The 23455-nt window shown below is 58.7% G+C and carries 23 protein-coding genes; 9 read left to right on the top strand and 14 right to left on the bottom strand.

From position 1 onward, the window contains the following. Window positions 1-70 precede the first annotated feature (70 nt). On the top strand, window positions 71-613 hold the full coding sequence (locus CHN51_RS12385; protein ID WP_100094290.1) for a hypothetical protein: 543 nt from the start codon (window positions 71-73) through the stop codon (window positions 611-613). A gap of 115 nt (window positions 614-728) precedes the next feature. On the opposite strand, the gene CHN51_RS12380 is transcribed toward CHN51_RS12385, so the two are convergent. After that, the gene (locus CHN51_RS12380; RefSeq protein WP_100094289.1) at window positions 729-1097 is read right to left on the bottom strand and encodes a DUF559 domain-containing protein; all 369 of its coding nucleotides are present in this window, start codon (window positions 1095-1097) and stop codon (window positions 729-731) included. A 103-nt stretch (window positions 1098-1200) separates the two neighbouring features. On the opposite strand from CHN51_RS12380, the gene CHN51_RS12375 reads away from it, so the two are divergent. Then, window positions 1201-1967, top strand: a protein-coding gene (locus CHN51_RS12375) for an IS5 family transposase (protein ID WP_100093997.1) whose coding sequence is annotated in 2 segments (ribosomal slippage) — window positions 1201-1525 and window positions 1525-1967 — 768 coding nt in all. Because the reading frame shifts where the segments join, the coding sequence is not laid out codon by codon here. A 289-nt stretch (window positions 1968-2256) separates the two neighbouring features. Here the strand turns inward: CHN51_RS12375 and grpE are convergent. After that, window positions 2257-2856: a nucleotide exchange factor GrpE gene (gene grpE / locus CHN51_RS12370; RefSeq protein ID WP_100094288.1), complete on the bottom strand. Its 600-nt coding sequence runs from the start codon at window positions 2854-2856 to the stop codon at window positions 2257-2259. Between the two features lie 23 nt (window positions 2857-2879). After that, entirely contained in the window at window positions 2880-3926 is a 1047-nt protein-coding gene (gene hrcA, locus CHN51_RS12365; protein ID WP_100094287.1) for a heat-inducible transcriptional repressor HrcA, read from the bottom strand. Window positions 3927-4432: 506 nt separating this feature from the next. On the opposite strand from hrcA, the gene rph reads away from it, so the two are divergent. Together rph and rdgB are read left to right on the top strand one after the other, a co-directional pair. Continuing rightward, window positions 4433-5146: a ribonuclease PH gene (rph, locus tag CHN51_RS12360; RefSeq protein WP_100094286.1), complete on the top strand. Its 714-nt coding sequence runs from the start codon at window positions 4433-4435 to the stop codon at window positions 5144-5146. A gap of 269 nt (window positions 5147-5415) precedes the next feature. Beyond that, on the top strand, window positions 5416-6042 hold the full coding sequence (rdgB, locus tag CHN51_RS12355; RefSeq protein ID WP_100095618.1) for an RdgB/HAM1 family non-canonical purine NTP pyrophosphatase: 627 nt from the start codon (window positions 5416-5418) through the stop codon (window positions 6040-6042). A gap of 95 nt (window positions 6043-6137) precedes the next feature. On the opposite strand, the gene CHN51_RS12350 is transcribed toward rdgB, so the two are convergent. Continuing rightward, entirely contained in the window at window positions 6138-6773 is a 636-nt protein-coding gene (locus CHN51_RS12350) for a CAP domain-containing protein (protein ID WP_240616717.1), read from the bottom strand. Between CHN51_RS12350 and hemW the strand changes: the two genes are divergently transcribed. From hemW to CHN51_RS12330, 3 genes are all read left to right on the top strand, one after another. Then, a complete protein-coding gene (gene hemW / locus CHN51_RS12345; protein ID WP_100094284.1) occupies window positions 6768-7955 on the top strand; it encodes a radical SAM family heme chaperone HemW in 1188 nt (395 codons plus the stop codon). The two genes, CHN51_RS12350 and hemW, sit on opposite strands and share 6 nt — an antisense overlap. 89 nt (window positions 7956-8044) lie before the next feature. After that, window positions 8045-9832 (top strand): long-chain-acyl-CoA synthetase, encoded by a 1788-nt coding sequence (locus CHN51_RS12340; RefSeq protein WP_100094283.1) that lies wholly within the window; start codon window positions 8045-8047, stop codon window positions 9830-9832. A gap of 408 nt (window positions 9833-10240) precedes the next feature. Continuing rightward, window positions 10241-11173 (top strand): tyrosine recombinase XerC, encoded by a 933-nt coding sequence (locus CHN51_RS12330; protein ID WP_100094281.1) that lies wholly within the window; start codon window positions 10241-10243, stop codon window positions 11171-11173. Window positions 11174-11220: 47 nt separating this feature from the next. On the opposite strand, the gene CHN51_RS19785 is transcribed toward CHN51_RS12330, so the two are convergent. Then, complete coding sequence (locus CHN51_RS19785; RefSeq protein ID WP_164089158.1) at window positions 11221-11382, bottom strand: hypothetical protein; 162 nt, start codon at window positions 11380-11382, stop codon at window positions 11221-11223. A 155-nt stretch (window positions 11383-11537) separates the two neighbouring features. Then, window positions 11538-11912, bottom strand: coding sequence for a hypothetical protein (locus CHN51_RS12325; RefSeq protein ID WP_100094280.1), 375 nt, complete (start codon window positions 11910-11912; stop codon window positions 11538-11540). Between the two features lie 412 nt (window positions 11913-12324). Here CHN51_RS12325 and CHN51_RS12320 point away from each other — a divergent pair, with 412 nt between their 5' ends. Next, window positions 12325-14841: a TonB-dependent receptor gene (locus tag CHN51_RS12320; RefSeq protein ID WP_100094279.1), complete on the top strand. Its 2517-nt coding sequence runs from the start codon at window positions 12325-12327 to the stop codon at window positions 14839-14841. A gap of 226 nt (window positions 14842-15067) precedes the next feature. Here the strand turns inward: CHN51_RS12320 and CHN51_RS12315 are convergent, their stop codons facing one another. The 5 genes from CHN51_RS12315 to rsmI form a co-directional block, all read right to left on the bottom strand. Further along, a complete protein-coding gene (locus CHN51_RS12315) occupies window positions 15068-16510 on the bottom strand; it encodes a pentapeptide repeat-containing protein (protein ID WP_100094278.1) in 1443 nt (480 codons plus the stop codon). 73 nt (window positions 16511-16583) lie between these two features. Further along, the gene (locus CHN51_RS12310) at window positions 16584-17186 is read right to left on the bottom strand and encodes a DedA family protein (RefSeq protein WP_100094277.1); all 603 of its coding nucleotides are present in this window, start codon (window positions 17184-17186) and stop codon (window positions 16584-16586) included. A 21-nt stretch (window positions 17187-17207) separates the two neighbouring features. After that, window positions 17208-18164 carry a glutathione synthase gene (gene gshB, locus CHN51_RS12305; protein ID WP_100094276.1) on the bottom strand — a complete coding sequence of 319 codons (957 nt, stop codon included), beginning with the start codon at window positions 18162-18164 and terminating at the stop codon, window positions 17208-17210. A 277-nt stretch (window positions 18165-18441) separates the two neighbouring features. Next, window positions 18442-18795, bottom strand: coding sequence for a YraN family protein (locus CHN51_RS12300; protein WP_100094275.1), 354 nt, complete (start codon window positions 18793-18795; stop codon window positions 18442-18444). A gap of 136 nt (window positions 18796-18931) precedes the next feature. Next, complete coding sequence (rsmI, locus tag CHN51_RS12295) at window positions 18932-19771, bottom strand: 16S rRNA (cytidine(1402)-2'-O)-methyltransferase (RefSeq protein ID WP_100094274.1); 840 nt, start codon at window positions 19769-19771, stop codon at window positions 18932-18934. On the opposite strand from rsmI, the gene CHN51_RS12290 reads away from it, so the two are divergent. Beyond that, a complete protein-coding gene (locus CHN51_RS12290) occupies window positions 19772-20965 on the top strand; it encodes a penicillin-binding protein activator (RefSeq protein ID WP_240616716.1) in 1194 nt (397 codons plus the stop codon). Window positions 20966-20974: 9 nt separating this feature from the next. Here CHN51_RS12290 and CHN51_RS12285 read toward each other — a convergent pair whose 3' ends face one another. From CHN51_RS12285 to CHN51_RS12275, 3 genes are all read right to left on the bottom strand, one after another. Then, the gene (locus CHN51_RS12285) at window positions 20975-21823 is read right to left on the bottom strand and encodes an energy transducer TonB (RefSeq protein ID WP_164089155.1); all 849 of its coding nucleotides are present in this window, start codon (window positions 21821-21823) and stop codon (window positions 20975-20977) included. 123 nt (window positions 21824-21946) lie between these two features. Continuing rightward, complete coding sequence (gene fsa, locus CHN51_RS12280) at window positions 21947-22600, bottom strand: fructose-6-phosphate aldolase (RefSeq protein ID WP_100094272.1); 654 nt, start codon at window positions 22598-22600, stop codon at window positions 21947-21949. A gap of 139 nt (window positions 22601-22739) precedes the next feature. Further along, window positions 22740-23420 carry a DUF4197 domain-containing protein gene (locus tag CHN51_RS12275; RefSeq protein ID WP_100094271.1) on the bottom strand — a complete coding sequence of 227 codons (681 nt, stop codon included), beginning with the start codon at window positions 23418-23420 and terminating at the stop codon, window positions 22740-22742. Window positions 23421-23455: the final 35 nt, after the last annotated feature.

The following is a 23455-nucleotide window of genomic DNA, read 5'->3' as shown; positions in this document are numbered from 1 at the left end:
TGGCCTGACGGAGGCCTAAGTGCCTGCCGTCGTTTAGGATATATTCAATGATTTGCGCTAGAGATGCGCGATGAATGATATGTCTCTCGATATCAAAGCGGTCCAAGCCGTGAGCGAGCTTTCAACCACATTCAATATGGATGAGGCACATATTCTGCATAGCAAGATTATCGCTGAATGCGCATCTGTGGAGCGATGGCTGTTCAATCAGATTTCACTGTTCCAGAAACCGGCAATGATGCTTTCTCAGAAAATCGATCAGATGGAAAAACTGCTCGATCAAGACGAAAATCCATCGAAGCTTGCTAAAAAGATGAAGATGCGCTTGACCGCATTCAGGCCGTTCGCTCAGTTTAGATCCGACATTGCGCACTCTGAGATGAGTTGGGCAACGCGGGGATCTGAAATCATTATCTTATTCGAAAATGCCGCTCAAATCTGCCAGCCTCCAGTCCGAAAAATAACGGCTATGTCGATGGATGACTTGAGAAATGTTCGGATCGGTATCGCAAAAGCGGAGAACGAACTGACGATGCTGGACATCAGCCCCAAAACATCTTGCACATCTCAGCCGGCGAAGACCTCCGTCACCCCAGCGAAGGCCGGGGTCTGATCCAAGGTTGGTGAGATCCCCATAAGCGGACTGGGTGCCTGCCTGCGCCGGCCTGACGGAATAATTTCATCCTCTCCCAGAGGGAGAGGCAAGCAAGACTTGAGAGCGAAGCGAACTAGTCGCGCTCGGTGAGGGGTTGATCTTCTTTGCCCTCCAGTATTGCCAGCCGAATTTCCTCAAGGACGCCCTCCAGGTTCTCAAACACCTCGCTGTTCCAGAATCGGATCACCCGATAGCCCGCGATCTCCATGACAGCATCGCGATTCTTGTCTTCAGGGCTGTCGACATGCTGACCCCCGTCCAGTTCAATTATGAGGCTGGCCGAATGACATAGAAAGTCAGCTATATAGTCATCAAAGGGGGCCTGAAACCGAAATTTCGTATTTTCGAGCTGGCGATTGCGAAGGCGCGACCAGAGCAAAGCTTCTGCATCGGTTCTGTTTCTTCGGAGTTTTCTTGCGACTGGAGTCAGGCGCTTCTTCATGGCCTGTCTAAACCCCTCACCCACTGCGACTAGGTTGTGTACTCATAAAGGGGATTCCCATAGCGCAATAGATGTGATTCACTGTCTTTAGAGGAGGTGTATCATGGCACGATTTGATTTGAGTGATGCGGAGTGGTCGATTATCGCTCCGCTATTGCCCAACAAGCCGCGCGGCGTGGCGCGGGTGGATGACCGGCGGGTACTAAACGGTATTTTTTACATTTTGCGCACGGGCTCGCCCTGGCGGGACCTTCCGGCACGCTATGGCCCGTACACGACGGTCTACAATCGCTTCAACCGATGGGCGAAGGCTGGTGTTTGGATTAATATATTCAATGCCTTGGCAGCAGGTTCGCCAGAATCCATGGCATTTATCGACAGTTCCATCATTCGCGCTCACCAGCATTCCAGCGGTGGTAAAAAGGGGGCCCGGATCACGCCATTGGTCTCTCTCGTGGGGGACTGAGTACCAAGCTGCATGCCGTGGTCGATGCCGAGGGCTTGCCAATCCGTCTCGCCCTGTCGCAAGGCCAGATATCCGATCATGCGGCCGCCGCCGGTCTGGTCGCCAGCCTGAAACGCCTACGCCATCTCGTCGCCGACCGGGGTTATGATGCCCGCGCCCTGGTCGAACAGGTCGAGGCCATGGGTGCCACAGCCCATATCCCAACCCAGCGCAATCGCAAGATACAACGCTCAGTCGCCGCGAACATATATCGTCAGCGCAATCTGGTCGAAAGATACTTCTGTAAACTCAAGCACTTCCGAAGATGTGCCACCCGCTTCGACAAGCTCGCCAGAAACTTCCTCGCCACCGTCGCACTCGCGTCAACCAGACTCTGGCTAAGATTTTATGAGTCCACGACCTAGGCAATGAATTGCCAAGTCTCGTTGCCCTCTCCCTCCGGGAGAGGAAAATCACGCTGGCGGCAGCCAACGGAACGAAATGGAAATATAGCATGTTCAGCCGAAAAAGTCATTCCGCCTGCTTTATCAGAGTCTAAATAGGTGCGTTAAATCGACCGTCACCCCAGCGAAGGCTGGGGCCTCAACCGAGGGTGGCGAGACTTGCATAGGCGGGCTGGATGCCAGCCTGCGCTGGCATGACGGGATATGGTCAGGTCTTCTGCGAAGGCTCGACCCATCCGGACGAAAGAGCCTATTCCTCCGGCTTCTTCGCCACACCCACAAACGCAGGCCGCAACAGCCGATCCTTGATCATATAACCGGCCTGCATTTCCTGTACGATCGTGCCGGGTTCTTTGTCAGCGGTGGGAATTTCGACCATTGCCTGATGCTGGTTGGGATCGAGCGGCAGGCCGACCGAGGCGACGCGCTTGATGCCGTTTTTCTCGAACACGGATTGCAGCTCGCGGCCGGTGGCTTCGATGCCGTTGATCAGGCCCTTCCACTTTTCCTCGTCCTTGACCTCGGCGGGAATGGCTTCGAGGGCGCGGTTCATATTGTCCATGACCGAGAGCATGTCGCGGGCAAAGCCGGTAGCGGCATAAGCGCGGGCGTCCTGCGCGTCCTTTTCGAGGCGGCGGCGGACATTCTGGGTCTCGGCCTGGGCATAGAGAACCGCCTGCTGGGCTTCGGCCAGTTCATTCTCCAGCGCCTCGATCCGATTGTCGGAATTTTCCGGCTGGGAAGATTCACCTTCTCCGCCGCTTTTCATCGACTCCGGCACGCCATCCAGCTCGGCTGCGGCCGCGGCGTCGCCATTGTCTTGTCCGGGATTCTGCTTGGTATCGCTCATGTTCTAAATCACTCTAATTTCTATCATTTGGTCAACAAACGCGACAGGCTCTGCGCGGTAAAGTCTACCATGGGTACGACGCGCGCGTAATTCAACCTTGTCGGGCCGATTACGCCAACCACGCCGACCACCTGTCCGTCACTGTCTTTGTAGGGCGCCGCTATCACAGATGAACCAGAAAGGGAGAATAATTTATTTTCCGCGCCGATAAAAATTTTCGCCGCCTCGGCGTCGCGGGCATTGTCAAGCAGGCGGGCGATTTCCTGCTTGCCCTCCAGCTCGTCGAGCAGCCGCCGTACGCGGTCGAGATCCTGCAGATTGCTTTCCTCCAGCAGGTTCGCCTGACCGCGCACGATCAGCACCGGCCGGTCCGCCGGATCGCGGCTCCAGGTGACCATGCCGGCCTTGACCAGATCTTCCGAAGCCTTGTCGATCGCCAGCTCGCCGGCGCTGATCTCGCGGTCGACGGTGGAGAGAGCCTGGCTGAGCGTCATGCCGCCATAGCGCGCGGTGAGATAGTTGCCGGCCTCGACCAAGGCGGAATCCGACACGCCCGGCGGCAGATCGAGCACGCGGTTTTCGACAGCGCCATCCTGCGACACGAGGATCGCCAGCCCCTGCCCCTCGGACAGTTTGACGAAACTGAACTGTTTGAGCCTTGGCTCGCGCTTGGGCACCAGCACCAGACCGGCGCAGGAGGACAGGCCCGACAGAATCGAGGTCGTCGCGCGCAGCGCATCCTCGACCGGCCCCTTTTCGGTAATCTGGCTCTCGATCGCGTCGCGTTCCTGCTGCGTCGGGGCCGCCGCCTGCATCATACCGTCGACAAACAGCCGCAGGCCGAGTTCGGTCGGCATCCGCCCGGCGCTGGTATGCGGCGCGGCGAGCAGGCCCAGTTCTTCGAGATCCTGCATCACATTGCGGATCGAGGCGGGCGAGAGTTCCAGACCCGGCGCCTTGGAAATGGTCCGCGACCCGACAGGCGCGCCGCTGTCGAGATAGGATTCGACTATGACGCGGAAAATGTCCTGGGCGCGAGTGGTCATTTCGGTGATCGGGGTGTTGGGCATGGGTGATAGATAGGTGAACCAAAGCGATGTTTCCAGCGTGCAGTTGAGTGTCGTGTGCTCCGCACTTGATGCGGAGCTGGTCCGGCGAATAGCGCTCCCAGCCGCCAGAGCTCCGCATCAAGTGCGGAGCACATAAATCACGCAATCCTCACCCTCTCCCATAGGGAGAGGCAACCGCAGCTTGGCATCTTTAATGACTAGCGCAGGTCGGTGAGGGGTTTGGATTGCCGAGAGGGCATAACCCCTCACCGAGCGCGACCAACCCCGGATTGCATCCGGGGAAGTCTTGCTTGCCTCTCCCTATGGGAGAGGATGACAATTTCACTCGTCATTGCGAGCGGAGCGAAGCAATCCAGAGCGGCACGCGCAAACGCCCTGGATTGCCGCGTCGCTTCGCTCCTCGCAATGACGGCTGGATGATGACCATTTTCCGGGAAAGGAATAGGGTGGCAACCGCTTGCGTCTTTCTCTAAGCAACCCTCAACCAAGCCACAGGAGAATCAATCATGCGACCATCGGGCCGTGCGCCGGACGAAATGCGCGCCATTTCCATCGAAACCGGATTTACCAAACATGCCGAAGGAAGCTGCCTGATCAGCTTTGGCGATACGCGGGTATTGTGCACCGCCAGCATCGAGACGAGCCTGCCACCATGGATGCGCGGCAAGGGTACCGGCTGGGTTACCGGCGAATATTCGATGCTGCCCCGCGCCACCCACACAAGAGGATCGCGCGAAGCGGCGCGCGGCAAACAGTCGGGCAGAACGCAGGAAATCCAGCGGCTTATCGGACGCTCTTTACGCAGCGTCGTCGATCTGAAGAAGCTCGGCGAGCGGCAGATCACGCTCGATTGTGACGTGATCCAGGCCGATGGCGGCACGCGGACCGCTTCGATCAGCGGCGCCTGGGTGGCGCTGCGGCTGGCGGTCAACGGATTGCTCGACCAGAAAGTGCTCAAGGAAGACCCGATCCAGCAGAAGATCGCGGCGATCAGCTGCGGTATCTTTGACGGCACGCCGGTTCTCGACCTCGACTATGACGAGGACAGCAACGCCGGCGCCGACGCCAATTTCGTGCTGACCGGCGACGGCAATATCGCCGAGGCGCAGGCGACTGCCGAGGGTCAGACCTTTGACGACGAAGGCCTTATGCGGCTGATGCGGCTGGCGAAAATCGGCTGCGGCCAGATTTTCGAGGCGCAGGACAAGGCGGTCGGTTAGGATTTGACTACAAGAACCACCGTTCGCCCTGAGCCTGTCGAAGGGCACTTCTCCTCGAGAGGTGCTTCGACAAGCTCAGCACGAACGGAATATGATCCTCTCCCATGGGGAGAGGCAACAAGCCTTGGCAATTCATTGCCTTAGGCGCAGTCGGTGAGGGGTTAATCCCTTCGAGGTTTCCAGCCCCTCACCGAGTTCCACTAGCGAGCAAGCTCGCAAGTTTCACTTGCCTCTCCCTATGGGAGAGGATGACTGGAAAGCGAATGCCCATGACCCACCGCAAACTCACCCCCGGACGCCTCGTGATCGCCAGCCATAATCAGGGCAAGGTCCGCGAAATTCGGGCGTTGCTGGAACCTTTCGGGATCGAACCGGTGTCGGCGGGTGACCTCGATCTGCCCGAGCCGGAGGAAACCGGGACGACCTTCGCCGAAAACGCGCTGCTCAAGGCACGCGCGAGTGCAGAGGGTTCGGGTTGCGTGGCGCTGGCCGATGACAGCGGATTGTGCGTGGCGGCGCTGGACGGCAAGCCGGGGGTCTACACCGCCGACTGGGCCGAACGGCAATGGTTTGAAGGCGAGCCCGGCCGCGACTGGTATATGGCGATGGGCAAGGTCGAGGGAAAACTGGCCGAGCAAGGCCCCGACGTCGACCGCAGCGCCTATTTTGCCTGCACATTGGCGCTGGCATGGCCGGATGGCCATTCGGAAGTGTTCGAGGGCCGTGTTCAGGGCAATCTCGTCTGGCCACCGCGCGGGACTTTGGGTTTCGGCTATGATCCGGTGTTCCAGCCGATTGGTTTTACCGAGACATTTGCAGAACTCGATCCGGCGCAGAAACAGGCGATGAGCCACCGGGCCGATGCGTTCCGGAAACTGGTCGAGAGCTGTTTTTGACTTGTCACCCCAGCGAAGGCTGGGGCCTAAACCAGGGGTTGTGAGACTCACATAGGCGGGTTGGGTGCCAGCCTTCGCTGGCATGACGGGTTAACCTACCCCCGCAACGGATCCCTGCCCATGACATTACCCGCCGGGCTATAGCGACAGACCAGATAGTCCCAATGCGCGCTGCTCGCCATGGCGCAGCCGACGCGCCGGGTCGTCGGCCAGATGATCTGGGTATAATGGCCGATGTCGCTCCAGTTGCCGGTGGTGCTGTTCTCGGGGAAGCGGCCGGGCTTGAAATAGCGGTCTTCCTCGACCCACGAGCTGATCATGGCCCTGTGGTCATAGGCGTTGCGCGTGCCCATCCAGAGATTTTCCCCCTGTCGCTCACTGCGCCCCGACTGGCTGTCATGTCCGAATCTGCCGGTCCGGGCCATGGATCGCGCATATAGGGCGGCATCCATGGCCAGCTGGTCGCTCCACTGCAGGTCCGGCGCGCCGACCCGGGCACGGGTCTGGTTATGCGCGCGCATCATCACCTGCTGCAGGGGGCTGGCGGTTTGCGGCGCAGGAACGGGCACGGCGCGGGGCGCGCGGTTTTCCGCGACGCGCGGTGCGGGCGGCGGCGGGACGGACCGTTCGACCGCCGTGTCCTGATAGGGAATCTGCGGCGGCATGACGGAACAGGCCGCTAATAGTGGCGCGATCGCGAAGATAGGGCTAAGGGCGCGGAACTTATGCATGATCCCGACCATAGAAAGCCAGAGGTTAACAAGTCCGTTACGGGACCGCTGGCGCTCTACATCCACTGGCCGTTCTGCGTCTCCAAATGCCCCTATTGCGACTTCAACAGCCATGTCCGCGAGCGGGTGGATATAGCCGTCTGGCAGGCCGCGCTGCTCGCCGATATGGCGCATGAAGCGGCGCTGACGCCCGGACGCATGCTGTCGAGCATCTTCTTTGGTGGCGGCACGCCTTCGCTGATGCCGACCGCGCTGGTCGAGACGCTGATCGCCGCGGCGGAACGCCATTGGGGCTTTGCCGACGATATCGAGATCACACTGGAAGCCAATCCGTCCTCGGTCGAGGCGGCAAATTTCCACGATCTGGCCAAGGCCGGCGTCAACCGGGTATCGCTCGGTCTGCAGTCGCTCGACGACCAGACGCTTGAGTTTCTCGGCCGCGCGCATGATGTCGACGAGGGTCTCGCCGCACTGGATACCGCGCAAAAGGCTTTTGACCGGGTCAGTTTTGATCTGATCTATGCCCGTCCCGGTCAGTCCCTGGACGACTGGCAGACAGAACTGGAGCGCGCGCTAAGCTTCGGCACCGGCCATCTCTCGCTTTATCAGCTGACCATCGAGCCGGGCACGCGGTTCGAGACGCTGGTGCGGACCGGCAAGCTGGTCCCGGCCGACGATGACCATTGCGCCGATCTGTTCGAACTCAACCGCAGCATTATGACGGCAGCCGGCCTGCCCGCCTACGAGATCAGCAATCACGCCAAGACCGGTCAGGAAAGCCGTCACAATCTGACCTACTGGCGCTATGAAGACTATGTCGGCATCGGCCCCGGCGCGCACGGTCGGCGGCTTGAACAAGTGACCGAGCGGCACAAGAAGCCGGAGAATTTTCTCTCGGCGGTAGAGCGCAACGGCAACGGGCTGAAGGTCGAGCAGCCCCTGTCGCCCGAGACGCGGGCGATGGAAGCGCTGATGATGGGGCTTCGGCTGGCGGAGGGCGTGGATTTGGACGCGCTGGCAGGGAAGACCGGACTGGCGGCGGCGCAGATGGTTGACCAGAAAGCCGTAGATCACCTCGGTCAATTGGGTCTGCTCGACGCGGACCAGGGACGGCTGACAATCTCGCCCAGGGGCATGCCGCTGCTCGATGCGCTGCTGCCAAAGATCATCGCAGATATCTGACATCATCCGCGATTTTCTATCGCTCAAGGGGCGTTGAAATCTATCGGCTTAGCTGTCACACTCGCTTCAGGTCTGAGGAGAGAGAAGCCATGGGAATATTCAGCGTCATCAAGCGCGAGGTCCATTTCACGCGGTCGCTCAAAAATGTGATGGCGCAGGTCAAGGATATTGACGCCGACGCCCCCCTATTGATCACGGACGATATCGAGGCCACGATCGACCGCTATCCGGACAATATCGCCTTTCATTTCGAAGGCGACACGGTGACCTATGCGGAGTTTGAGGCACGCGCCAACCGGATCGCGCACTGGGCGCTGGCGCAGGGTTATAAGGCGGGTGACACGGTCGCCCTGTTCATGGAAAACGCGCCCGATTTTGTCGCCACCTGGTTCGGCCTGTCGAAGGTGGGGATCGTCACCGCGCTGATCAACAGCAATCTGGAGGGCGCCGGCCTCGCCCACTGCCTGAACATCGTCGACACGAAAGCAGTGATCACCACCGCCGATCTGGCGCCGCGGGTGTCGTATATTGCGGACCAACTGGAAGGCGCACCGGCGCTGTGGGACTGGGACGGCGAGGTTGGTGAGGACCTCAACAGCGCGTTGGCCGCCCTGCCCGATAATCGCCCGGACCAGAGCCACCGCGCCGATATGACCGGCAGGGACCTGTTCCTCTATGTCTATACATCGGGCACCACCGGCCTGCCCAAGGCAGCGCGCATTTCCCATGCCCGCGCCCGGCGCAGCTTCCGCATTGCCATCTCGACCTGCCCGCTGACGCCCGAGGACCGCATCTATATCACCCTGCCGCTCTATCATGTGACCGGCGGCTTTATCGGCATGGGCGGTGCCTTGCTGAGCGGCGCGTCGGCGATCTTGCGGCGCAAATTCTCCGCCTCGCAATATTGGGACGACGCCGCCGATTATGGCGCGACGGTGGTCGTCTATATTGGCGAGCTGTGCCGCTATCTGCTGAACCAGCCCGACCATCCCAAGCAAAGCGCGCACAAGGTCCGGGTCGGCATCGGCAATGGCCTGCGCGCCGATATCTGGCAGCAATTTGTCGACCGTTTCCAGGTGCCCAAGCTGCTCGAAATCTATGGTTCGACCGAGGGCAATATCTTCCTGATGAACTTTGACGGCAAGATCGGCGCGGTCGGCCGGATACCGAAATATCTGGAGAAACAGTTCGGCGACACCAGGATCGTGAAATTCGATATCGCCGAAGAACAGCCGATACGTGGCGAGGACGGCTTCTGCATCAAGGCGGACTGGGATGAGGCGGGCGAGCTGATCGGGCGCATTTTCAAGGACAGCCCGTCCGATTTTTCCGGCTATCAGGACAAGGAAGCGACCGAGAAGAAAATCCTGCGCGACGTGTTCGAAAAGGGCGACGCTTGGTTCCGCTCCGGCGACCTGATGAGCCGCGACCGCTCCGGCTATATCTATTTCAAGGACCGGATCGGCGACACGTTCCGCTGGAAAGGCGAAAATGTCGCGACCAATGAAGTCTCCGAAATCCTCTCGCAATATCCCGGGATCAGAACCGCAAATGTCTATGGTGTCGAAGTCCCCGGCACCGACGGCCGCGCCGGCATGGCCTCGCTGACCGTGGCGGATGATTTCGACATATCCGGACTGCGCGCCTTTCTGGCCGCGGAAATGCCGCCTTATGCGGTACCCCTGTTCATCCGGATCGAGCCGGAGGCGCAGACCACCGGCACGTTCAAATATCGCAAGGTCGAGCTGGTCAAGGAAGGTTTTGACGTCAACGCGATCACCGACCCGATCTGGTTCTGCAAGCCGGATGTGGAGGGCTATGCCGCGCTGACCAAGGCGGAACATGCGAAGATCCTGTCGGGTGAATATCGGTTGTAAAGCGCGTGCTCCGCACTTGATGCGGAGTATTTCGGCGGTGCAAATTCTTGCCGTCAGAGCTCCGCATCGAGTGCGGAGCACATTGCGTTCATTCTCTCCCATAGGGAGAGGATGTCTGGTGCCCCTGCGCAGGCAGGGGTCCATCTCCAGCTCGCGCCAAGATCATCATCCGGGAGATGGATCCCTGCCTGCGCAGGGATACGAATCAGGACAATCATTTGAAAATGTCTGCCTCCGACCTCGCCGTCATTGCGAGGAGCGGATGCGACGAAGCAATCCAGAGCGGCGCGCACCGCTCTGGATTGCTTCGCTGCGCTCGCAATGACGGAAACTGAATTGGGCGTGCCAAAATTCTCCCTATGGGAGAGGATGTTTGGAGATTGATTCCGGGTCTGCTAGATTCCCCCCATGGATAGCGCCACCAACATAATCAACGCCTTCTCCGCCCATCTTCGCGATGACCGGCGGCGGTCGCCGCATACGGTGCGCGCTTATGTGATCACCGCGGAGCGCTTTTGTGCGTTCCTGATGGAGCATATTGGCGGCGGTGTCGCAGCGGACGAAATCAAGGCGGTGACACAGGCCGATATCCGCGCCTATCTCGCCTATCGCAGAGGAGACGGCCTGACCAACAACAGCGCGGCGCGGGAATTGTCGGCCTTGCGCGCGTTCCTGAAACATGTTGGCGGCGACGAGGCACAGATCCCGAAGATCAAAGGCCCCAAGGTCAGGCGCGGCGTCCCGCGTCCGGCTTCGCCCGATGATATATTGGCCCTGGCCGGCGACGCGCAGGACAGTGCCAGCGAGGACTGGATCGGCGCGCGCGACTGGGCGGTGTTGCTGCTGCTTTACGGTTCGGGCCTGCGGATTAGCGAGGCACTCGGTCTGACCGGCGACACGCTGCCCCTGTCCGACACGCTCAGGGTCACCGGCAAGCGCGGCAAGACCAGGATCGTGCCGCTGCTCCCCAAGGTGCGCGAAGCGATCGAACATTATGTCGACCTGTGCCCCTATCCGATTGCTGCCGATATAGCGCGCTGCAAACATGATGATATCAGTGGATCACCTCTATTCCGCGGCAAGCGCGGCGGGCCACTATCGCCCAATATGATCCGCCGCGTCGTGCAGCAGGCGCGGACCCGGCTCGGCATAGCCGACACCACCACGCCGCACGCCCTGCGCCACAGTTTCGCCACCCATCTTCTGGCAGGCGGCGCAGACCTGCGCAGCCTGCAGGAATTGCTGGGTCACGCGAGCCTCAGCTCGACGCAAGTCTATACCGCGGTCGATGCCGCGCATTTGCTCGATGTCTATCAGAATGCCCATCCCCGGGCGGGGTGATTTCCCGATCCGGTGACGGTGTCCCGGGAGCGGGAACAGGAAGCCCGTCAGCCTGCGTCGTCGGACATATTCTGCTGGCTGGAATGAGTCAGAATATCGATGGCCTCGGCAACCTTTACCGCGGGAACGCTCAACTGAAGCTCGTCCAGTTGCACCAGCAGATCGCGAAGCACCTGGATGAACCCGGACAATTGATCTTCGTTTTTCATCCTGAACACTTTTGCAATTGATACAAATATCAATGGTGACGACTTTCAATATCACGTCATCGAAAACCCGGAGCATAGTGAGCCTTCGGGAGCAAAAAGTCAAAATTTACTTGTGATATACTGGAAAACTAAAGACAAATTCCGGGAACGCGATTTCAGGCTCTCTTGCCGCTGGCCTCATATTCGGCGGTCGCGCCGGCCGGTTCAGCCGCGACATCCAGCACCATTTCGATGGTCGACACGGCCTTGCCGGTTATCTTGAAGCTGCGGTCCACCCCGGTCTCGGAGATATTTCCGGTTACCAGATCCTGCCGCGCCAGTACCGAAAGAATGCGGTCGAGATTGGTCGGAAAGCGCATCACTTCCACCAGCGAGGATTCCCGGACAAGGGGAACCGCATCCCGACAGGCATATAATTTCAGCAGCACCAGCCAGGTATCTTCACCGAGATCGGAGATTTCGTCGCCAAATATCTGGTTCCGCTTTGCGGCGATTGCCAGAAGATTGTTCGCTATATCGGTAAAGTGCATATGCCCCCCATTCCGTGATGGAACGATTCCGGGCTTTTCAGCCAACCGGGACGTTCCGCTAGCCTGTTTCACTAAAACGGACCGGCAAGGAGAACAATCTGTACCAAGGGACAGGGTGGCCCTGCGGTGATGCCATGGAGTCGGCGGGCCTTGCGAGGCCGATCGTCGCTCTTTTCCAGGTGCGGAGCCGACCGGACAAGCCGGTAATTGCCCCTCTCTCCTGTCCGGTTTATCGACGCAAAATCACCGCTGAATGCCACTTCGCGCGAAGGCCTAATTCTTTAGCCAGTAGCCTATTCCGTAGCGTCACCCATTATCGAAGGGCAGAAGAGGTCCCACAATTCCAAATTAAAAGAGAATATGCGAACGGCAACGAGGACTATTTTATCTGCACCAGGTGAGGAGTCTGAAAATGAAGAAGGAATCAAGGTACAACAGATTATTTTTTACACGCAAATCCATCATGACCGCGCTGATGAGTTCGGCGGTTGCCATCGGTACGGCCGGCTATGGTGCACCAGCGCTGGCACAGGATCTGACCGCGGAAGAAAGCGGCAGCAACATCATTATCGTTACCGCGCGCAAGCAGAATGAAACGCTGCAGGAAACACCGGTCACGGTAACGTCCATCGGCGGCGAAACCCTCGACAAATTCCAGGTCAACGAAGTCGCCGATGTGGTCAGTCGCATCCCGGCGCTGAACGTCCAGGTCGGCGGTTCCGGTGCCGGCGGCCAGATCAGTCTGCGCGGCGTCGGCACGACCAATATTTCTGCCGCTTTCGATTCTGCTGTCGCCTTTGATTTCGATGGCGTGTCGATCAGCACCATGCGGCTGGTCCAGGCATCCTTTTTCGATGTTGAACAAATCGATGTTCTGAAAGGCCCGCAATCCCTCTTCTTCGGCAAAAGCGCCTCGGCGGGTGTATTCTCGGTCCGCTCGGCCAATCCGACCACCGACTGGGAGATTGGTGGCAAGGCTTCCTATGAATTCGAGGAGCAAGGCTATACGGTGGGCGGCTATATTTCCGGTCCGGTCAGCAACACACTGGGTATTCGCGTCGCCGCGCAATATCAGGATATCGACAAATATGTCGAACTGGAAGCCGGGACGCCTTCGGTTTTCGCAGACTCCGGCAAGGGCCTGAAGAATTTCGTCGGCCGGGTCACCCTGCAATGGGATCCCAGCGACAATTTTTCCGCCAATCTGAAGGTCAATTACAACCGCAATGAGGGCGACAGCCTGCTCGGCCATTCCGATATCAGTTGCGGCGCCAATGGCGTGGCCGATGATGTGTTCCTCGCGCTGCCGGGCGTATCGATCGCCTCGAATGCGACTTGTGACATCCAGGACGGTCTCTATCCCCATCCCGACGGTCATCCCGCGCTGCAGGTGATAGCGCCCGGCACTACCGGGGCCGATCGCTACACCGGGCAATCCTATAACGAAACGGATACCATCTTCGTGCGCCTGGCGATGGATCTGGAGCTGAGCGACACGCTCACCCTGTCCACGGTGAGTGGTTTTCTCGACCTGGAAAATGAACATCTCGATCATTTCAGCTATGTCGGCATTCTGCCGAACGGCGACCCCGCCGGCTTGCCCGCTCCCTTTTCCGACGCGCTGACACAGCATACCCAGGAAATCCGGCTGACCAGCGATTTTGACGGCATGTTCAACTTCATGGTCGGTGGTTTCTGGGAAAGCCGCAGCCAGCCTTTGCAGACATCGCAAAATGCCTTCATCGGTTCGTTCATATTCCCGGATTCCAGAGGGATTACCTATGACTGGGTGGCGGACCGCACGACCAAGAGCGAAGCCCTGTCCTTTTTCGGCAGCGTCAATCTGGACCTCACTGACCAGCTGGAACTGTCCGGCGGCGTTCGCTGGACCGACGAGCAAAAGACTCACAGAACCTCCTTTCCGGTTCTGCACAACGCCCTGTCCTTTCTGAACGGTATCGTCGGCGGGATCGGCTTTGTCGTCCCGGAAGGCTTCCAGACCGGCGCAATCAAATTTTCCGACAGCAATGTCTCGCCGGAAGTGACGCTGAAATATCAGGCAACCCCTGATCTCAACCTCTATGCCTCCTACAAGACGGGCTTCAAGTCGGGCGGGGTCGACAACAGCAGCCTGCCGACGGCATCGATCCAGCTGGTGGTGCCCGGCTTTGCCGAGATGTTCCCCGCCCTCTATCCGGATCCCGAGGCTGCGCGGCAAGCGGCGCTGGATTCGCTCATCTACGATTCCGAAACAGCCAAGGGCGGCGAGGTCGGGGTGAAGGCCCTGCTGGCAGGCGGTGCGTTCCGGATCAATACAGCAGCCTTCTATTTCGTCTTCGACGATCTGCAGGTGCAGAATTTCGACGGTGCTGCGGTGCGTTTCCTGACCATCAACGCCGGTGAGCTGACCACAAAGGGCTTCGATATCGACTGGTCCTGGCGCACCCCGGTCGAGGGACTGAACCTCTCCGGCGCAATCGGCTATACCGATGCCAAGTTCACCGACACGTTCATCTCGCAGGATCCGGATGGTATCCCAGGCAATGCCGATGACGTTGACATAAACGGCCGGACCGCCGCGCGCGCACCGAAATGGTCGGGCAATATCGCTTTTGACTGGACCGTGCCGATGGGCGATGCGATCGAGCTCGGGCTGAACGGCAATGCCGCCTACAGTTCGTCCTATTTCGCCGGCAACAATAATTTCACCGATTATGTCCAGGACAGCTATGTAACGCTGGATGCTGCGGTCTCGATCGGTGCTCCGGATGACAAATGGAAATTGTCGCTGATCGGCGTCAATCTGACCGATGAAATCTGGGCCAACACCGCCGGCGACCGCCCTTTCTTGCCACCGGGTGGCGATGACCGGGTGATCACCCAGAACCGCGGCCGGCAATTGTTCGTGGAAGCCGCTTTCAAATTTTGATCAACACTCTCCCGTTGATCGCGTCAGGCCGGTCCAGAAACTGCTGTCCGGCCTGATGCTGATACCCGCAGTGAGTCGGTTATCCGCGACTTAAAGCCCGAGCCGCTCTTGATCGCTGCGCTGCACTCGCAATGAAGAGATTGGAAACGTGGGAATTCGTCCTCTTCCTATGGGAGAGGGAATTCCTGGATTTTCAGGATATGTATCGGCATGCACATCCTCGACCTTAAGGATCTAATCGCTTCATTGTATTAAATCCTGCTCGAGCGCCGCACCAGTAATAATCTAGCGCGGGTTCCGGCGTTTGGGCGACATTGCCCGAATATGGGAAGATCATAGAGTTTCCGACAATTCCCAGAACCGGAACAGAATAATCCTGATCAGTGTTAATTTCCGGGTTATAGGGTGGACCAGAAAACCAACCCGAGCCGGGATCAAATTTCAGACTATGGGCGATAAGGCCGCACAGGTGACCGTTCCCGCCGACAGCGTTACCTCTGACTCTGTACGTGCCGTCTTCATTCTTGGTTATTTTAGCATTTTGAAACGCCGCTGATTTGAGTACAGGAAGAATGCGACGGTAGACATCCGAATGTCGAAATTTGCCAGACAAGGGCAGCACCTCCTCATAGAATTCCATGCTTTCACCTGCTTGCAATTTTAACGGATCGCCTGATGAGCCAGTCACTTCGCTTGCTCGTGTTCGATATCCGTCGATCACGCAATTAGCAGCCTCGCTGCAGTCTGAGCCGGGAACGGCACTTGCTTCGGAATCCATCCGGGCTTCGACAGATTCGACGATTAGCTGCCGAAATTCGCTTGCTGTTAACCGCGCTTGCACCTCTGCTCTGGGATGCACATTCTCAAGAATCACTGGACCGTTGGTCCGAGCCTTTTCGAAATATGGAATGTCCCTGGGCGAGAGTTTGGTCCGGTTGACCAAAGCACCATCATATTTGACCGCACCGAAGCTCGGGAATGATGACAAGTTGCTATCGGTCAGGTTGGTACCACTCATATTCACCACTCCACCTGTGCTGCTGCATCTGGAGTTCATTGTCAGGCCACAATAGAATGTGAAGCCAGAGAGATCGGCATTGCGGAAGCTCGTATCACCGAGCCTATTGCGCCAACCACCGACAAAGATTCCATTCTTCAGTTTTGATGATCCGAAGCTAGCCTCGGTGAGGTTCACATTGTGAAAATAAATGTCCGGGAGCACCGCTTCATAGAACGACGCCGAGCTGAGGTTGACATCAATAAACCGCAACTTTGTTAGATTCACCTTATCCCATTTGGTATTTTGTAGGTCCGTTCCTACGAAACAAATTGCTGCAGGCCCATCACTTAAAGCGCTAAAATCCTCACCGACAAACGAACCATGTACAATGATAGGATCTGCTTCGCCTATCGTTTCAATTTTGGCAACAAGTGCGGATGCACCTCGCAGCTGACTCGCATCAATAATTTCTGACGGGATATCGTCATCTTTGGAACAGCTGTTGCGCGCCCATTGGAGGGATTTAGCTGTTTCCGGCATTTCGATATCAGCTTGAGCGAAAGTGGCTTCGTCATTATCCTGAATTTTCACGCACCCCTGCAAAGAGAGCGAGAAAGCCAAGACGCTGATTAATGCTGGTTTTTCGAAGGCAATGTCCAATTTTTTCATATTGACATCTCACCCCGCTCTCGCCCCGACCGCATCCCGGATCATCCTCGGAATATAAACGCTATTATGTGCCTCACCCCTCCTTCGGCCGCCAGAAAATAATTCGCCAGACATAGATGACGACAAGCAACCCGATCACGCCGAGCGACACCGGTCCGAGATATTGCCCGATATTCTCGACATTCTGCTGCAACGTATAGCCAGCATAGACCAGAGCGCTGTTCCAGACGGCGGCGCCGGCGCTGGTCGCGAGGATGAAGCGTTTGTGCGACATGCCGAACAGGCCGGCGGGCACGGAAATCATCGTCCTTATATTGGGGATGAAGCGGGCGACAAAGACCACCCACTGGCCATGATTGTCGAAAATCCGGTCGATCCGGTTGACCGTCTCGACGTCGAGTGTCAGCCAGCGGCCGTGTTTGCGGACGAAAGCGCGCAGATCATCCTCGTTCCAATGGCGCCCGATCATGAACCAGACATAATTGCCGGCCAGCGACCCGATAGTGCCAACCAGCACCAGCCAGGCCGGGTGGAATGTCCCCTGCCCCACGCCGACGCCGCCGAGCCCCATGATCAGCTCGGACGGGATTGGCGGGAAGATATTTTCCAGTGCCATGAGCAGCGCAATGGCCCAATAGCCACCCTGTTCGATCAGGTCGGTTACCCAGTTGCTCATCGCGCGCGGTCTGCTGCCTTACTATTGTTCGGCAATTCGCCGCTCGATTGCGTCCCAGATCATGCCCGCCGTATCGGTGCCGTTGAAATTGTCGATTGCGACAATGCCGGTCGGCGAGGTCACGTTGATCTCGGTCAGCCACTTGCCGCCGATGACATCGATGCCGACGAAGATCAGCCCGAGCCGTTTCAGATCCGGTCCCATGGCCGCGCAGATTTCTTTCTCGCGGTCGGTCAGCTCCGCCGCTTCGGCATAGCCGCCCTGCGCGAGGTTGCTGCGGAATTCGCCTTCGCCCGGCTTGCGGTTGATCGCACCGGCAACTTCGCCGTCGACCAGCACAATGCGCTTGTCGCCCTGATGCACTTCGGGAAGGAAGGGCTGGACCATATGCGGTTCTGGCCAGGTCTGGTTAAACACCTCGAACAATGCGCTGAGATTGCTGCCGTCTTCCGGCACCAGGAAGATCGCCTTGCCACCATTGCCGTGCAGCGGCTTGACCACCACGCCGCCATGTTCCTTCTGGAAGGCGCGCACTTCGTCGAGGTCGCGGGTGATCAGGGTCGGCGGCATGAACTGGGCATAGTCAAGCACATAGACTTTCTCCGGCGCGTTGCGGACGGAGACGGGGTTGTTGACCACCAGTGTCTCGCCCTCGATCCGCTCGAGCAAATGCGTCGCGGTGATATAGCCGACGTGAAACGGCGGGTCCTGACGCATCAGCACGACGTCGACATCGCTGCCGAGGTCGAGTTTTACGGACTCGCCGAAGGTGAAATGGTCGCCCTTCACTGGCCGCACGGTCACCGGATGAGCCGGTGTGGTCAGGCGGCCATTGGCCTGCAGGGTCAGGCCCTTGACGTCATAATGGAAAATCTGATGCCCGCGCTTCTGGGCGCAGAGCATCAGCGCGAAGCTGCTGTCGCCCGCGATGTTTACGCTTTCCATCGGATCCATCTGTACGGCGATTTTCAGGGTCATTTGCATTCCTTAGTCATTTTCGAACCCGCTTACCGTTCGTGTTGAGCCTAGTCGAGACACATCGGCATAGCGGCAGTCGTCTCTCGACTTCGCTCGAGACGAACGGGGGATAGGCGGTTCTAACCGTTCGTCCTGAGCTTGTCGAAGGGCCTTTTTGTTTAGCGCTGGAAAGGAAAAGTTCGATCCGTTCTCCGTTATTCCTGAGGCCGACGAACTACGCTCATCGACGGCAGGCGTCCTTCGACAGGCTCAGGACGAACGGCACAATGCCCGGATTCTAGAATCCATGCCATACATTAGTCAAATGGACCGGTAGACGTCTTGGCGCGACCAGTATTACATCGATCCGCGCATCTTCACCCTTGGTGCAATATTGCGGATAGAGTATTTCTACGGCATCGGCGACGCGCTGCAACCGTTTCAGGTCGATCGCCTGTTCCAGATCCTCCAGCTTCGTGCGCGCCTTCACCTCGACAAAGGCAACCAGTCCGCCGCGTTTGGCCACCAGATCGACCTCGCCGCGGGGCGTCCGCACCCGTTCGTCCAATATCCGCCAGCCTTTCAGGCGCAGGAAGCGGGCTGCGGTCTTTTCGGCCTGGCGGCCGCGTTTCTCCGCAGCCTCGCGCTTCAACTTCTGGATACCATAGGTGATTTTAGCACTGCCGTTCGTGCTGAGCCTGTCGAAGCATCTGGATCGCCAAGGCACCGCAGGACCGATAGAGGCCCTTCGACAGGCTCAGGGCGAACGGTGCGAGGCGGACAAGCGCTCATTTTCCCGATTTCCATCGGTTGGCCAGTTCGTAAAGCGCCTTGCGGTCAGTGTTGAAGGCCTTGGCCACCTCGCCAGCCGCTTTCGATGCCGGCAAGCGCTCCAGCGCTTCGCGTAACGCCGCCTCGATATCTGCTTCGCTGGCCGCTTCTGGTGCGACGGGCGGGCCGATAATTACGACAATCTCGCCCTTCGGTTTTTCCGAACCGTAGCGCTCGGCCAGTTCGCTCAGGGAACCGGCCACAGCTTCCTCGAAACGCTTGGTAATCTCGCGAATAACCGCCGCCTTGCGGTCCCCCAGCACAGCCAGCGAGTCGGCCAGCATCGCCCCCAGCCGCGAGCCATTTTCGTAAAAGATCAGACTGGCGTTGAGTGTCTTTAAAGCCGCGAGCGATTCGCTCCGCGCCTTGGTCTTGCTCGGCAGAAATCCTTCGAAAAGAAAGCGGTCGCTGGGCAGTCCGGACAGGGTCAGCGCGGCGATCGCTGCGCTTGGGCCGGGGATCGTGGTAACATAGAGGCCCGCCGCCTGCGCATCGCGAACCAGCTTGTAGCCGGGATCGGAAATCAGGGGCGTTCCCGCATCGCTGACCAGTGCGACAATTTTACATCGCACCGCGTCCAAAATCGCATCCCGGTCGGCCGCAGACTTATGGTCGTTATAGACCATCATCTTTGACTTTTTGCCGATATGATTCAATAGCTTGCCCGTCACTCTTGTATCTTCGACCAGGATGATATCGGCGGCAGCGAGCGTTGCTTCGGCGCGGCGCGACAAATCTCCGAGGTTGCCGATCGGGGTGGCGACGATATAGAGACCGGATTGGGCAGGAGCAGACATATGACGGTCATGGCAGACAAGGTACATCTAGGACAAGATCAAAGCAGACGACGCGGCATTTTGAAGTGGGCGGGCCTCTCCGCCATTGCGATGCTGGCCGGCTGTTCGACCGTAGTCCCGCGTGGCGCAGAGCCGGTGCGGACCGACGCGCCAGCACCGCCGCCAGTGACCGCAGGTCTGCCCGACGACCAGAAACATCACCGCATAGCCTTGCTGGTGCCGCTGTCCGGCAAGAATGCCGGTATCGGCCAGTCGCTGGCCAATGCCACAACCATGGCGCTGCTTGACACTCAGGCGGACAATATCCGCATGACCAGCTATGACACGGCCAAGGGCGCTGCATTGGCGGCGCAGAGCGCCATTCGCGACGGTAACAAGCTGATCATCGGCCCGCTGCTCAGCGACAATGTCGTAGCGACCGCCAATATCGCACGGCCAGCCGGCGTACCGATCCTGAGTTTCTCCAACGACAGCGGCGCCGCCGGCAATAATGTCTTCATATTGGGTCATATCCCCTCGCAATCGATCAACCGGGTCGTCACCTATGCCAGATCGAAAGGCATGAACCGCTTTGCCGCGCTGGTCCCCAACGGCGTCTATGGCCAGCGGGCATCCTCGACCCTGCTGCGCAGCGTGAAAGACGCCGGCGGCACCGTGGTTTCGATCCAGACGTTCAACCGCGATTCCCAGTCGATCGAGGCGGCGACCAAGAAACTTGCCGAAAATGGTGATTTCGAAGCGGTGCTGCTTGCCGACAATGGCGACATGGCGATCAAGGCCGCGCCCTATATTCGCAAAAATGCCAGCGGCACGGCGAAAATCCTCGGCACCGACCTCTGGAATACCAGCAGCAATCTGGCCGGCGCACCATCCATGCGCGGCGCCTGGTTCGCCAGCGTGTCCGACGGCCTCTACAAGCAATATGCCGACAAATATCGCGCCCGCTATGGCAAGGCCCCGTTTCGCCTGTCGAGCCTCGGCTATGATTCAGTGCTGCTGACCGTCAAGGTTGCCCGCAACTGGAAAGTCGGGGAGCCCTTCCCGATCAATCAGCTGACCGACAAGGGCGGCTTCATCGGACTGGACGGTGTTTTCCGGTTCAAGGCCGACGGGGTTTCGGAACGGGCCCTGGAAGTCCAGGAAATCGGCAACGGCAGCTTCACCGTGGTCGATCCGGCGCCCAGAGGGTTTTGATCGCTGTCATTACGGTAGCTGCCAGCGCACCGTGTTGGTGTAGGACGAGCTGACCGCCTGACCGCTGGCATTTCTGGCAGGGCTGAACCGGGCGCGGCGCATTAATGCGCGGCAGGATGCCGTATCGAGATCCGCATGGCCGCTTGATGCCAATATATCGCAGGCGGTAACTTCGCCACTCTCGCTGATCCGCAGTTGAAATTCGACAGCACCGCTTCGCTCCTCTCGCAAAGCGGCGACCGGATAATCGCCGGACGAGATCCAGCCTCCCGGATTTCCGGCAGGCACCGAGGGAATGACCGCCCCGCTGCGAAGTGCAGAACCGCTGCCATCCAGAGACCGAAGGGGTGAAGTCGCAGGCGCATCATATTGCGCTGGGGGGTCCTGTTCGGGCGGTTGATCCGTCCAGAACCAAACGACCAGGCAAATGCCAATAAATGCGGCTAAATTGACAAGCGTCTTTCGAAGCGGGCGAGGAAGGTCTCCGGAAGGATCAGGCAGAAAGGTCGACAGTTCTCCGGCCCGTTGCTCATCTTCCCTGATCTCGTCGTCCGTGTGATATCCATTGCCCGGTTCATAGAGCGCATCGGGATCGTTGCTCTGCACCGCGTCGTCTCGATAAAAATTGTCCTCCGCATCCGCATGATAGCCGGCATCGGGTTCATGGTTTTCCGCCGAGATTGCCCCGGGTGGCGCTTCGGCCGGATCGTCCCGTTCGCCGGTTGAAAGACTGTCGCGTCCGGGCGACACGCTGACTCTCGAATAGTCCGGCTGATAATCATAGCGCGCGTCGATCGAGGACGCACATTTCTGACAAATCACGCTATAGTCACCGCGCGACAGTTTCGAATTTTTCAAGAGATCGTCCGCACCGGCCTCTCCGGTGTGGACGAGCGGGCGAGGTTCACCGCAATTTCCGCATACCGGCGATTTCAGCGATTTACGTTTGAAAAATCCAAACACCCCCGTCCCCCATCAGACTCAACCGATATTCTGGCCAGTCTCTTTCCAGTCCTTCAGAAAGCCTTCGAGGCCCTTGTCGGTCAGCACATGTTTGAACAGGCCACGGATGACATTGGGCGGCATGGTGCCGACATCGGCACCGATGCGGGCGGATTCCAGCACGTGGATCGGGTGGCGGATCGAGGCGACGAGAATTTCGGTCTCGAACGCGTAATTGTCGTAGATCAGCCGGATATCCTCGATCAGCGTCATGCCGTCGAGACCATTGTCGTCATGCCGTCCGACGAAGGGCGAGATGAAGCTGGCGCCAGCCTTGGCCGCGAGCAGCGCCTGATTGGCGGAGAAGCAGAGAGTCACATTGACCATCGTGCCCTCGCTGGTCAGCGCCTTGCAGGTTTTCAGTCCGTCCACGGTCAGTGGCACCTTGATGCAGACATTGTCGGCGATCTTGCGCAGCACTTCGGCTTCTTTCATCATCGCATCATGATCGAGCGCGACGACCTCGGCGGACACCGGACCATCGGTCAGGCCGCAGATTTCCTTGGTCACTTCCATGATATCGCGACCGGATTTCTTGATCAGCGACGGGTTGGTGGTGACGCCATCGACCATGCCGGTCGCTGCGAGGTCGGCAATTTCCGCGGTATCGGCGGTATCTACGAAAAATTTCATGGGTCTGGCTCCAGAATACAGGAAAAAGGCACTATTGCCGTTTGCCTATCCGCTTTCCACAGGTCGGGGAACTGTTGCCCCCTTCCGTCCGGCAAAAAGCTGTGGATAGATTGGGGGAAGATTACGGGATAAATCAGCTCTAAAAGGCTTTCCCGACACCCAGGACCGCCATCAGCAGCGGATCGTTGGTGGCCCGCGGATTGGCGCGTATGGCCTCCTCCTGCGCGCCAATCGAACGGTAGATGGCGTCGCCGACCTTGTCGGTCACATCGCGGCTGATGCTGGAAAAATCGACATTGGTGGCTTGCGAGAGCACCAGATTGATAATCTCGTTGTCGAACAGTCTCAGCCCGCCCGCGATGCCGGGCAGCATCCGCTCGACGAGCGTGTTTCCCAATTGCCCCTGCAGCAGGCTGGTGGCCGCGCGCGGCCCGCCGTTGATGATCGCGGCCGCGTCGGCGATACTCATATTGCGGATGGTTTCCGCGACGATCGGAGCGGCCAGTTCGGCGCCCTTTTCGGCCGCGCGATTGACCTGCATCAGCAAGCGATCCTGGATCGGCTTGGACCGCAGCAGAGCCGTGGCGATGCTTGTTGCCCGCGAACCACCCAGGGAATCGGGTACCGAAATCCGCGCCACCTGGCTGTCGAAGAAACCGTTCGGCTCCATCAGTTCGGCAAAGGCATTCTGCGACGACAGGGTCAGCAGCCGCTTGACGGCTTCGGTCAGGCTCAGGCCCGGCAGGCTGGAACAGCCGGGAAGCGCCAGCAATCCGGCGGCAGCGCCAAAGCCCAGAACCGATCTGCGATGATAGTGCATGATAGTCTCCTATATTCGTCCCAGCATTCGTCAAA

This window comes from Sphingorhabdus sp. YGSMI21 (assembly GCF_002776575.1).
GTDB lineage: Bacteria > Pseudomonadota > Alphaproteobacteria > Sphingomonadales > Sphingomonadaceae > Parasphingorhabdus.
Note: the sequence above shows the minus strand (reverse complement) of the source record. Positions and strands in the feature narration are given on the sequence as shown.

Coding starts and splice junctions, on each gene's coding strand:
- CHN51_RS12385 (WP_100094290.1), top strand. CDS start 71: ATGAATGATATGTCTCTCGATATCAAAGCGGTCCAAGCCGTGAGCGAG.
- CHN51_RS12315 (WP_100094278.1), bottom strand. CDS start 16,510: ATGAAAAAATTGGACATTGCCTTCGAAAAACCAGCATTAATCAGCGTC.
- CHN51_RS12330 (WP_100094281.1), top strand. CDS start 10,241: ATGGATAGCGCCACCAACATAATCAACGCCTTCTCCGCCCATCTTCGC.
- CHN51_RS12325 (WP_100094280.1), bottom strand. CDS start 11,912: ATGCACTTTACCGATATAGCGAACAATCTTCTGGCAATCGCCGCAAAG.
- hrcA (WP_100094287.1), bottom strand. CDS start 3,926: ATGCCCAACACCCCGATCACCGAAATGACCACTCGCGCCCAGGACATT.
- CHN51_RS12350 (WP_240616717.1), bottom strand. CDS start 6,773: ATGCATAAGTTCCGCGCCCTTAGCCCTATCTTCGCGATCGCGCCACTA.
- rsmI (WP_100094274.1), bottom strand. CDS start 19,771: ATGTCTGCTCCTGCCCAATCCGGTCTCTATATCGTCGCCACCCCGATC.
- rph (WP_100094286.1), top strand. CDS start 4,433: ATGCGACCATCGGGCCGTGCGCCGGACGAAATGCGCGCCATTTCCATC.
- rdgB (WP_100095618.1), top strand. CDS start 5,416: ATGACCCACCGCAAACTCACCCCCGGACGCCTCGTGATCGCCAGCCAT.
- CHN51_RS12290 (WP_240616716.1), top strand. CDS start 19,772: ATGACGGTCATGGCAGACAAGGTACATCTAGGACAAGATCAAAGCAGA.
- hemW (WP_100094284.1), top strand. CDS start 6,768: ATGCATGATCCCGACCATAGAAAGCCAGAGGTTAACAAGTCCGTTACG.
- fsa (WP_100094272.1), bottom strand. CDS start 22,600: ATGAAATTTTTCGTAGATACCGCCGATACCGCGGAAATTGCCGACCTC.
- CHN51_RS12320 (WP_100094279.1), top strand. CDS start 12,325: ATGAAGAAGGAATCAAGGTACAACAGATTATTTTTTACACGCAAATCC.
- CHN51_RS19785 (WP_164089158.1), bottom strand. CDS start 11,382: ATGAAAAACGAAGATCAATTGTCCGGGTTCATCCAGGTGCTTCGCGAT.
- gshB (WP_100094276.1), bottom strand. CDS start 18,164: ATGACCCTGAAAATCGCCGTACAGATGGATCCGATGGAAAGCGTAAAC.
- CHN51_RS12340 (WP_100094283.1), top strand. CDS start 8,045: ATGGGAATATTCAGCGTCATCAAGCGCGAGGTCCATTTCACGCGGTCG.
- CHN51_RS12380 (WP_100094289.1), bottom strand. CDS start 1,097: ATGAAGAAGCGCCTGACTCCAGTCGCAAGAAAACTCCGAAGAAACAGA.
- CHN51_RS12310 (WP_100094277.1), bottom strand. CDS start 17,186: ATGAGCAACTGGGTAACCGACCTGATCGAACAGGGTGGCTATTGGGCC.
- CHN51_RS12275 (WP_100094271.1), bottom strand. CDS start 23,420: ATGCACTATCATCGCAGATCGGTTCTGGGCTTTGGCGCTGCCGCCGGA.
- grpE (WP_100094288.1), bottom strand. CDS start 2,856: ATGAGCGATACCAAGCAGAATCCCGGACAAGACAATGGCGACGCCGCG.